The 10,480-nt window shown below is 52.5% G+C and carries 9 protein-coding genes; 4 read left to right on the top strand and 5 right to left on the bottom strand.

Annotated elements, in window-relative coordinates; all coding sequences use genetic code 11:
• The 3 genes from LBQ97_08490 to LBQ97_08480 form a co-directional block, all read right to left on the bottom strand.
• Positions 1 to 1,238: hypothetical protein (locus LBQ97_08490; GenBank protein MDR1832746.1), on the bottom strand; the 1,238-nt coding region annotated here is incomplete at its 3' end.
• A 269-nt stretch (positions 1,239 to 1,507) separates the two neighbouring features.
• Positions 1,508 to 2,203 carry a hypothetical protein gene (locus LBQ97_08485; protein ID MDR1832745.1) on the bottom strand — a complete coding sequence of 232 codons (696 nt, stop codon included), beginning with the start codon at positions 2,201 to 2,203 and terminating at the stop codon, positions 1,508 to 1,510.
• Between the two features lie 420 nt (positions 2,204 to 2,623).
• Positions 2,624 to 2,908: a hypothetical protein gene (locus LBQ97_08480; GenBank protein MDR1832744.1), complete on the bottom strand. Its 285-nt coding sequence runs from the start codon at positions 2,906 to 2,908 to the stop codon at positions 2,624 to 2,626.
• A 308-nt stretch (positions 2,909 to 3,216) separates the two neighbouring features.
• On the opposite strand from LBQ97_08480, the gene LBQ97_08475 reads away from it, so the two are divergent.
• The 3 genes from LBQ97_08475 (at position 3,217) to LBQ97_08465 (ending at position 5,011) form a co-directional block, all read left to right on the top strand.
• A complete protein-coding gene (locus LBQ97_08475) occupies positions 3,217 to 3,591 on the top strand; it encodes a type II toxin-antitoxin system RelE/ParE family toxin (GenBank protein MDR1832743.1) in 375 nt (124 codons plus the stop codon).
• Positions 3,581 to 3,805 (top strand): hypothetical protein, encoded by a 225-nt coding sequence (locus LBQ97_08470; GenBank protein ID MDR1832742.1) that lies wholly within the window; start codon positions 3,581 to 3,583, stop codon positions 3,803 to 3,805. The genes LBQ97_08475 and LBQ97_08470 overlap by 11 nt, the downstream gene beginning before the upstream one ends.
• Before the next feature lie 129 nt (positions 3,806 to 3,934).
• A complete protein-coding gene (locus LBQ97_08465; GenBank protein MDR1832741.1) occupies positions 3,935 to 5,011 on the top strand; it encodes a Gfo/Idh/MocA family oxidoreductase in 1,077 nt (358 codons plus the stop codon).
• A 99-nt stretch (positions 5,012 to 5,110) separates the two neighbouring features.
• Here the strand turns inward: LBQ97_08465 and LBQ97_08460 are convergent, their stop codons facing one another.
• Positions 5,111 to 6,643 (bottom strand): ABC transporter substrate-binding protein, encoded by a 1,533-nt coding sequence (locus tag LBQ97_08460; GenBank protein MDR1832740.1) that lies wholly within the window; start codon positions 6,641 to 6,643, stop codon positions 5,111 to 5,113.
• Between the two features lie 537 nt (positions 6,644 to 7,180).
• Here LBQ97_08460 and LBQ97_08455 point away from each other — a divergent pair.
• Positions 7,181 to 7,684, top strand: a complete 504-nt coding sequence (locus LBQ97_08455) for a hypothetical protein (protein MDR1832739.1) — start codon at positions 7,181 to 7,183, stop codon at positions 7,682 to 7,684.
• On the opposite strand, the gene LBQ97_08450 is transcribed toward LBQ97_08455, so the two are convergent.
• Positions 7,674 to 9,989 (bottom strand): hypothetical protein, encoded by a 2,316-nt coding sequence (locus LBQ97_08450; protein MDR1832738.1) that lies wholly within the window; start codon positions 9,987 to 9,989, stop codon positions 7,674 to 7,676. The genes LBQ97_08455 and LBQ97_08450 overlap by 11 nt on opposite strands.
• Positions 9,990 to 10,480: the final 491 nt, after the last annotated feature.

Here is a 10,480-nt window from a genome sequence, read left to right as displayed (position 1 = left end):
CCGATATTCGGCGTAACCCCGCTGGGCGGCGAAACCGTAATTGCCCCCACCGCGTCAGGCGGCGTAACGGAAACAGCCGGACTGCTGGGCGGCGTAACGGATCCGGGCTGGGTTGGCGTAAAAGGCATCCCCGGCAACGTAATGCTGGCTGGCGTACTCACATCCACCGTAACCGTTTTCGACACATCCGGAATCGTCGGACTCAAGGGCTTGATATTGGCCCCCACATCAATCGCCTCCGCATGCGGCGGATCATCAATATAAACCCCCCGCCCGTCCACAACTTCCCCGAGCGCCACATCCCCGTTTTTCGCCTCGGCCTCAGCCATCAACGACGTCGAAGGATTGGACCCCCCGATCTTGGGATCAAGGAGCGAGTTCGACACGATAACCTTCCCGGCGGAATCCGTCGCGACCTCGATATTCGTCCCCTGCTGAACGGTCCTGAGTACCCCGCTTCCGTCCGTAAACTGTAGATAGGCGTTTCCCACGGAATCATAGACGACGGCGGCCCCCGCGGGCGGCGTCAAAACCGACGGCTGGGTCTTGGCCGTATCGAGGTACACATAGGTCGGCCGCATATACTTGGCGGCTGCCGTACCGCTCAAGCTGTCAGGTGTAATATTGGGATTATACCCGTTCTTGTCATAAGCGGCCATCAACTGCCCGCCCGCAGTCCCGGTCGTATTATACCCATACACCCACGCAAGGGCGGCCTGACTCCCGACATCCTGCATGGACCCGTTGGCGTACGCAATCAGCTCCCCGGCGTGATAAGGATTCTTCCCCTTGGGAAGCCCCACCCCCGCAAGCTTCGCCGAAATATCCCCGATGGTCGACTGCCATTCGGAAGTCGTGCGATTCTTGTTCCTGGCGCTGTGCTCGTAACCGTAGGTGAAGAAAATCTGCGACGAGGGGTAAATCGGCTTCGAGTAAAAATCCCCCTTCCGGATCAATTCCTGATAATCAAACCAAATCTCGGCTCGCTTCTGGCGGTTTTCCGCCATCAGGGCCTTGATTCGCGCGATTTCCGCCTGCAAATCCGTCTCGAACGTGGCTTCACGCACGACAAGATTCGCGTTCAGCTCCTCAAGGTTTGCCTTCAACCCCTCGGCGCCCGCGTAAAGCAGATTCCCCGATATCAGGTATGACACCACGAGGCCAAGCGAAAACGCGACCTTTCGCTTGAGGTTCTGCTTCAAGACCTTTTCGATCCTGCGTTTCAAATTCGTATCCATATTCTGGTCCTCCATTTTTAATGACGTCACGGATTTCCGTGGATCTACCAAAATTTTCCGTCTTACGTATCGCCATCCGGGATGTGTTGTTGTTTTTTCTTTTCTATGTAAAGTTTTTTGTATATTTGAGGGGCGTATGTTATACGCCCGTACATGGACCGGGCAAGGTGCACGCCGATACAAGAATATGCAGGCCGGTATCGTCCGCCAGACGGGGGGCAACACGCCCGCAGGGCGTTGGCCCGAGCCCTGCGCAAGGGTTCCCCCCCTTACTTCTTCACCGCCCTCTTTTCCATGGCCTCCAGCTTGGACAGATACTTCTGCAATACCTCGTATTCCTTGTCTAAGGCCTCGATCTCCCCTTTTTTCGTGAGGAATTCATCGCGGGTCTCGTCGAAGCGGTCGCCCAAGAGCGGATAATTGTCGGGGGCCTCACCGCCCTTGAGGTCCTGGGAATATTCCTTGATTTCGGCCTCCTCCCGGTTGAGGTAATACATCCGCTTCTTGCCGGTCTCGAAGGCCTTTTCTCCGGCGGCAAGTTCTGCCGCGCTGTTGTTTGGCGCGCGGAAGACTTTTTCCTCCAGGGACTCGAAGAGCTCCTCGCGCTTTTGCTTCATGACTTTCTTTTGGGCCTTTGCCGTATCAACGGCTTTTTTCGTGGCGGGCTTGGCCTTGGCCGCCTTTTTCGCGGGGGCCTTTTCCGTAGCCTCCTGTGGGGCGGCTTCCGCCGCAAGGGGCTCGACCGCCGCCTCTTCCGAAACCACAGTCTCCGAGGCCGCCGCCCCGGCCGTGCGCTTTTTCGCCAGATACTCCCTCAGCAGGGATTCGCGCTTCTTCTCCATGACCTTTTTCCCCGCGGCCTCGGCCTGAGCCTCCGCCCTCGGGTCAGGCGCGGCCGCTTTCGGGGCCTTGCCGGAGCAAAGGAGCGCGCCCAATACAAGTGTTGCCAGTAAAAGTTTTCTCATACTTTCCCTCCATAAGATTTTTATGTCAATGATTTTGTAAGCAAATCCCGGCCCCCCGACAGCCCGGGGGACCAGGTTTATCAAAAACCTACACGAAGGCTTTCGCCTCCACTACAGTACTACTGCCTCGGAGCATTTCGTCCGTCCCGTGACCCGCAACAACAAAAACACAGGGGACAGAGACAATAACACAAAACAGACCATCCCCGTTCCCGGGAATGAACTCCCTGCGAGATTGCAAGATATGGCCTTTTTTTCACGAATTTCCCGCTGATTTTTTCCGATACGCAAAAACACCTTCCGCATTTTTCCCGAAAGAAAGCGCTTCCGGCCTTTTTGTGTTTCGGTCGGAACTTTGGAAAACGTAAAAAGATAGCAATGATATTATACAATAGATAACAAAAAAAGAAAAGATTTTTTTCAAAATTTTGCGTGCTCTGTGACAGAGCGGCGGGCAATTTTTCGCTTTTTGCCCGCAATAAACGATTTCACGGCGATTCGGCGCGGTTCAGAGGCACGGAAACTTTGCCGGCGTCGGGTTCCTTTAATGATGTCAGATTTGGAACAAAAACAAATCGGGAACAATAACAAGCGTTTTTGGAACGCAGTGACATCTTTTGACACAACAACAACAAAATCCCCTTGACGGGGGAGCCAAATCGCAATCCGGAGGATTTTTTGAAATTTATGTTCAGGTTTATGCAATTTTTACGGCCGAAATCTTTTTGTTTGGGAATCGCGAAAAATTTTCGCACTTTATTGCGCTGATTTTTTGTGCCTCCCGCTTTTGACTTTTCGTTCTATTTTCTGCAAATATTTCCGGTACAATTCAGTCGTTTTTGTCACAAAGAGGGAAACGTTTATTCTTTCGTCGGGAAAATTGTAAGTTTTTGCTGGAAACGGGGCGCTGCTTCAATGCCAACGCAAAAGGCAATGCAAAAATAACCTTTTCTGTTGACTAAGGGGTTTTTTTGCTGTATAATAATAGAAAACTCAAGGAGGTGGGTACAGAAATGTACACTGTCGATTTCTACAAGAACATCAGTGGAAAATCAGAAATCAGAGATTTTCTTGAATACTTGGAAGCAGAGTCAGCAAAGGACGAAAATTCAAGGCGCCTCAAGAAAAAGTATTACGCCTACTTGTCCGAGTTGCTGAAAAGAGGGTTTTCTGCAGGTATGCCCTATATCAGGCATATCGATGAAAAGATTTGGGAACTCCGGCCACTAAATCTCAGAATTTTGTTTTTCTTATGGGAGAATCGCCAGCTTATTCTGCTTCACCATTTTTTTAAATCCACCAGAAAAACGCCAAAAAAAGAAATTGATAGCGCAAAAGTCAAAATGAAAGATTTTTTGAACAGAAAAGGAGGCTCCTATGGGCGATAAAGGCTATACATTTGAAGAATTGTTAAACGAATTCGTTGATCCCAAAGATCACGAAGAAATCAAAAAAGAGGCCGCAAGAATCGACAGAGTGATCCAGAAACGTAATGCGAGAGAAATGGCAAAAATGGAAAATATAGACATAAGCACCTACATTGCTCCCGTTAAAAAGCGAACGACCATGCTGCCGCAGGAAGCCAGAGTTGAAGGGAAGTAAACACGTAAAGGGCAAGTCACAACTTGCCCTTTTTTTGCGGTAAAAGAAAGAACCCTCACCTTGACTTTTCAGCGGCTTTGAGGTAAAATCGTACCAACTGAAAGAAAACGAAGCCTACGGGAGGGATATATGCAAAAAGCGGACGGCATGAATTACGCCCCTGTGTTTCAGGGAAAGGCTGAAAAGGTGGTCAAACCAGGCGAATTTGTCTTCGCCGCCGCGGGCCTCGACCACGGCCATATCTACGCCATGACAAACGGTCTTCGGGAAGCGGGGGCAACGCTCAAATCCGTCTGGGACAGCGATCCGGTCAAAGTCGCGGAATTTCTGGAAAAATACCCCGAGGCAAGGGCCGCCGAAAGCGAAGAAGCCATCTTGGCCGATCCGGAAATCCGTCTCGTGGCAAGCGCCATCCGGCCTGATCTCAGGGCAGGTCTGGGCCTTCGGGTCATGTCCCGGGGCAAGGATTACTTTGTCGACAAGCCGGGCATGATCACGCTTGAGGAAATTGAGGCCGTCAGGGAATTGACGGAAAAAACCGGACGCAAATATATGATATACTTTGGAGAAAGGATACACGTGGAAGGGGCGGTATTTGCCGAAGAGCTGATCAAAAAAGGCGTGATCGGACGGGTTTTGCATGTGACCGTATTGGCCCCTCACCGCCTCAACAAGCCCACAAGACCTCCCTGGTTCTTTGAAAAATCCCGACACGGCGGGATTATCACCGATATCGGGAGCCATCAGATCGAACAATTTCTCGCTTTCGCGGGGGCCAAGACCGCCGCGGTCGCCCACAGTTATGTCGCGAACTACGCCAATCCCGATAAGCCCGATTTTTACGACTACGGAGAAGGGACGCTCCTTGCCGATAACGGCGCGACTTGCATGTTTCGCGTCGACTGGTTCACGCCGCCGGGGCTTTCCGCCTGGGGCGACGGCAGGGTCTTTATCGTGGGGACAAAAGGATATATCGAGGTCAGGAAATATGTGGACGTGGCCCGGGATACCCGGGGCGACAACGTCTACTGGGTTGACGGGGAAGGCGAGCACAGGGAAAATGTCACCGGAAAAATCGGCTTTATCTTTTTCGGGCAGTTTATCCGGGATTGCGTAAACCGAACCGAGACGGCCATGACCCAGGCCCACGTGCTGGAAGCCATGAAAATCGCCATCGAGGCGCAACTCGCGGGCGAGCGCAAATAAAAAAAGGCGGCGAATTAAAACGCTAAATCCAAAAGGGCGGTCCAAAACCGCCCTTTTGACTTGGAATCTTATGAAATCATGTTTACTTTTCGATATAGTTTACTTTTCGATATAAGTATGCCGCAAGTCCACATACCCGTTCTTCTTGAAGATCAAGCCCTTGACCTTGTTGGTCATGGCCAGCGAAAGCATGGGATAAACCACCGTATAATGAGGCAATTCCTCGTTCAGCATCTTCTGCAGCGTGTGATAAATCCCGGTCCGCTCTTCGGGATTGACGGAATGGCGTCCCTTCTCGATCAGGGCGTCAATCTCGGCGTTTGTGAAATAGCTGCGGTTGCCGGAGCTGCCGTGCTGGCTCGAATGGAACAGCGGATACATATGGGCGTCGCCGTCGCCGGTCGTATTCCATGAGAGGAAATACAGCTCTTTGTTGGGCTGGGCCGTCCGGGAAATGTAGGCGCCCCACTCGAATACCTTGATTTCGGCGTTGATGCCGATGGCCTTCAGGGCGTCCTGCATGATGACGCAGATGTCGATTCGCGTCTGGTCGTCATTGACCCAGAGCTCGATGTCGAGACCGTTGGGATAGCCCGCTTCCTTCAGGAGTTCCTTGGCCCGCTCGGGGTTGTATTCCCAAGTGTCGACATCAATGTGGTCGGGACAGGCCTTGGGCAGAGGCGAAGTGGCCGCCACGGCGGAGCCGCGGAATACGGTATCCACAAAGACTTTGTTGTCGACGGCGCAGGCGATGGCCTGGCGCAGCTTCTTGTTCTGATAGCGCGGATTGGTCTGATCGAAGCCCAGATACCACTCGGAGGGGGACTCCACTTCCATGAGGACAAGCTTTTTGTTGGCGAGGATGGCGTCCTTGTCCTGCAGGCTGATGTCAAAGGACATGTCGGCCTCTCCTGTCTCCAGGGCAATGGTCCGGTTTGCCTGCTCGGGGATCGTGCGGATCGTGATTTTCTTGATCTTTACGGGATCTCCCCAATAGCCGTCAAAGGCCTCGAAGGTGATCCGGTCGCCCGCGAACCAGTCTTTCAATTTGTAAGGACCGGTCCCTACGGCCTTTGTTATCGTGTCTTCGCCGTTTTCGAGGTAGGCGCGCTTGTTGATGATGCCGCCGTGGGTCGAGGCCACGTTGTCAAAGAGTACGCCGAAGGGTTCCTTCGTCGTAACCTTGACCGTATATTTGTCGATGGCTTCGATCTTGTCGAAGGAGTCAAACTCAAATTTGCACTGGGGCGAAACTTTTCCCCGCTCAAGGGAAAAGACGACGTCTTCGGACGTCATTTCGTCGCCGTTGTGGAATTTAACGCCTTTTTTCAGGTAAAATACCGCGCTCAGGGCGTCGATCCGCTCCCACTTTTCGGCGAGACTTGGCTTCAATTTCAGATCGGCGTCCAGCTCCAGCAGCGATTCATACATGAGCTGAATGGACTTGTTGGACACAACGTCAATGGTCCGCTGCGGATCGATGGTCTTGGGATCGCTCCGCATGGCGATGACGAGCTCTTCTTTCAAATTCTTGGCGTCGGCGGCCCCCAAAAACGCCGCGAAGCCCAGCATGACCGCCAGCACCAGGGCCAGCGCCTTCAAGTTGATTTTTCTTTCTCTTTTTTGATTCACTTTGAACCCCCTTCTCATAAAATGTTCGGTTTTCTGCAAAAATATCGTAGATTCCACAGCTGTCTTTACCGTTGGACCATGTATCCCCTCCCTGTCATGAAATAAAAACAGCCCGATTTTCCGGGCTGTACGCTTGCTCTGTTGAATTTCCCCGCCGCTTTTTTCGCTTTTTTGAAAAATGGCGTTTTCGACTACATCCCGGCATATAAAATTTTACCGCCCGTAAAGATGAACAGTAGAATGCTGACGAGTATGCCGATAAGGATTGTCGCTGGTCTCATAGCTGCTCCTTGGTTCGTTTGAAACGAAAACTTGTCTCAGTATACACCAAAACGAAAAAAAAAGCAAGGTTTTTTTGCATTTTCCGACAAAATTCGGTCCGCTCCGCAAGCTCCCCGATCTCATTAGACAAAAATACAGAGCAAAATCCTGATTTTCGTTGTGTTTTTGAATAGATTATTAAAATTATTTGATATATTGGATTGCGTCAAATTATATGATAAAATGTGGTAAATTTGCGAAATGGGAGGAAGGACAGTGAAAGAGAGAATAAAAGCCTTGGTTTCATCCTTTATCGCGGAGGTGTTGGACAAGGATTGCGTGCATTTCTCGATCTCCAAGGAGCGCCTGTGCAACGAAATCCTCTTCAAGTTTTCGGTCAAATTCCGTTCCAATTATGACGACGACCTGATCTTTGACGACAAAGAATATCTGCAATTTGCCCTGAACGCCAAGAACAAACGCTACTACGGGGAATTGCTCCAGGAATCGGGAGAAACCAACGAATCCCAGCTGATCCGGGATATCTTTTCCTATTACGCGACTCTGCCGGCCTTCCTTCGGGAATACAACATTTACCGGGAGAAAGTCAGCTTCCTCGCCACGGCCTTCAAAGAATCAAAAAAAGTCCGCCTCGACCTGGGCGGCAAGGCGGTGGAAAGCAATATTGAGGCCCTTCGCCGCAGCAAGGAGAACGACTACCTCGTGGCGGTCATCGAAGGGACGGAGCATTTTGTCTCGAGCATACGGGTCATCGACTGAGGACCTGCCCGTTTTCATACCAGAGCTCTTCGGCCGAGCCGTCGGGGTTTTCCTTGAGGGCGCGGCCTTCCATTTTCCCGTTTTTCAAGGTCCCGCTGATCTTTTCCCCCGTCGGGAGTTCCCGCACGATGTCGGGGCCCGCGAAGCCGTCCTTGTACTGGAACAGGATGCGCTCGCCGTTGTCGTAGTAATTGACGGCCTTCCCTTGACGGACGCCGTTCACATAAGTATATTCCTGACGGCCCCCTTTGCCGAAATAAAAGACCGCGGGGCCGTTTTTGACGCCGTTCACATAGTGGAATTCCTCGCGGCTGCCGTCGGCGCAGTAATATTTCCCCGGGCCGTTCTTGACGTCGTCCTTGAAGCGGAATTCCTCCTTTTCGCCGTTGGTCAGCAAAAGCGCGCCGGGCCCGTTCTTGACGCCCGCCGTGTACGTGGCCAGCTGCTTGTTCCCGTTTTTGAAGACATATTCGCTGGGGCCGTCTTTCTTGCCCTTCTCAAAGGCAAAGGTCTCCATGTCCCCGTTTACGAAGGAATACTTGGAGGGGCCCGTAATGGTCCCCGACACATAGGTAAATTCCTGCATGTCGCCGTTGGGGAATTTGATCAAGGCCGGGCCCGATTTCACGCCCTTCTGGTAGCGGAAATGCATCTCCTGCCCGTCTTTTCCGTAAAAGACCGCCTCTCCTTCCTTGAGGCCCTTTTCGTAGCGCAGGGTCTCCTTTTCCCCGTCGGCGAGCCAGACCACGGCGGGTCCGCTGACGACGCCATTTTCATAGCTGAAATTTTCCTTGAGGCCGTCGGCGGCGATGATCGTTCCCTTTTCGCCCAGCATGCCGTTGGTATAGGAATAGGTCTCGACCTGAGGCGCGACCTCCATGGCGTTATTCTTGAGAATTTCCTCAAAGTAGCGGTATTTGCGCTCTCCCGTAAAGGAGACCGCCGAGCGGGCAAAACCGCCGTCGGCCGCGTTCTGGTTGAAGAAGATCACGCCGCCGCTGCGCTTGCCGTGCTGGTAATTGAGGACTTCCTTGATGGTCGTTTCGATCTCGTGGATAAAATAAGTGCCTCCGCCTGATTTGACGCCATTTTCATAGTATTGCTCGTACATGAGCTGGCCGTTGCTGTAGTGGCCGCGCCAGAGCCCCGTCTTGCGGTTGTGCTCGTAGAGGCCCTCGACCATGACGGCCCCGTCTTCGTAAAAGCCGCGCCATTCTCCGGTCAGGAAGCCGTTTTGATAATTTTCCTCATAGCGCAGGCCGCCGTTCAGATAATAGCGCCGCCAATGCCCGACTTTGAGATTGTCGGCCACGGGGCCTTCCTCACGGACGCTGCCGTTCTTGTAGTAGACCCGGAAGTCCCCCTGCACGACGTTTTTGTCGTAAGTACACTCGATATAGAGCGAACCGTCGGGGTTGTACTGCCGCCAGAGCCCCTGGCGCATATCGTCCTCAAAAAAGCCCTCGGCCTTGACTTCGCTTGGGTCGTCCTCAAAATAGAGCTTGAAATAGCCCTGCTTTTTGCCGTTGACGATGACGCCGGGGGCCGTCCCCTCGAAGGGGCCGGGCGCCTGCGGCTTTTTTTCCTCGAGGGCCAGGGTCGTGGTCTTTTCCTCTATGGCAAGGGGCGCGGGCTTTTGCGCGATGGCAGCGACCGGCTCAGCGGCCTTCGCGGCCGGAGCCGCGGGTTCCTCCCGCTTTTCCTCAAACACGACTTCCTGCTCTTCCGCCCGCTCTTCGATCTTGATCTCGGGGACCGTCTCTTCTTCGGCGGCCGAAATCTCTTCGGTTTTTTCTTCGATCTTTTCTTCGATCTTTTCTTCGATCTTGATTTCGGGTTCTGTCTCCGGGGGCTCTTCCGCCTTGACCTCGGGAACCGCTTCCGGCGCTGCCGCCGCTTCCGCTTCAGCCTTGACTTCAGGCGCTATCGTCGGGATTTCCGCTTTGACTTCGGGCGCGGCCTCCGGCTTCTCTTCAGCCTTGACTTCGGGCGCCGGTTCCGCCTTGACCTCGGGTATCGGCTCCGCTTGCGCCTCGGGCTTTACTTCCGGTTTTTGTTCGGGAATTTCCTTGACTTTTGCGGCTAACGCTTCCCTGGGGGCTCTCGGGGCCTGGGATCTCGGTTTTTCCGGATGGGCCGCGGGTTTTCGCCCGAAGAGTCTGTCGGCGTCGACGCCGTTTCCGGCCTGCTCGCCGGCCTTGCCCGAGGCCGCCTGCAGAATGATCCGGACAAGGGCATAGAGCGCCACAAGGGCGGATAGGATCTGAATGATCCGTCTCGGACCGATATTTTTGAAAAAATTCATCTTGACCACCTTTTCGGAATCAATTTGTGACGTACGTTTTCTCTTGACTCTATTTTACCACATTTATCAAAAAAGTAAATAAAATGTTGAAAATCCAGCCAAAGAAAAACCGGGATGGCTGGTCCCGGTTTATTCTCATCGGTTGGCTGGTCCGATTATGTTTAAATTTAACTTATTTTCGAATTCATGGCTTTTGGTTGCTGCGTTACGCGTCCATTATTCCGTTTTCACACATTTTCTTTTGTCTTTCATAATCCCTTGCCCCCCTCTTGGCAGTGATTACCGAATAGGCGTGTTTCCGACGCAAAGCGCTCAATACATTCCGGTCCGTCATACAACTACATGACTTACAATACTTTCCTACCGCTCTCCCCGACTTGACCGAAATCCTACAAGCTTACTCCGCTTGGCGTCAACTGTGTACGGTTTTTGAATGATCCGCGTAGAACAAGCTGTCCAAAAAACTTTTGTCACATTTCTGCAAGACATTT

This window comes from Fusobacteriaceae bacterium, from assembly GCA_031272775.1.
Lineage (GTDB): Bacteria > Fusobacteriota > Fusobacteriia > Fusobacteriales > Fusobacteriaceae > JAISST01.
Note: the sequence above shows the minus strand (reverse complement) of the source record. Positions and strands in the feature narration are given on the sequence as shown.

Coding starts and splice junctions, on each gene's coding strand:
- LBQ97_08450 (MDR1832738.1), bottom strand. CDS start 9,989: ATGAATTTTTTCAAAAATATCGGTCCGAGACGGATCATTCAGATCCTA.
- LBQ97_08470 (MDR1832742.1), top strand. CDS start 3,581: ATGGGCGATAAAGGCTATACATTTGAAGAATTGTTAAACGAATTCGTT.
- LBQ97_08465 (MDR1832741.1), top strand. CDS start 3,935: ATGCAAAAAGCGGACGGCATGAATTACGCCCCTGTGTTTCAGGGAAAG.
- LBQ97_08475 (MDR1832743.1), top strand. CDS start 3,217: ATGTACACTGTCGATTTCTACAAGAACATCAGTGGAAAATCAGAAATC.
- LBQ97_08485 (MDR1832745.1), bottom strand. CDS start 2,203: ATGAGAAAACTTTTACTGGCAACACTTGTATTGGGCGCGCTCCTTTGC.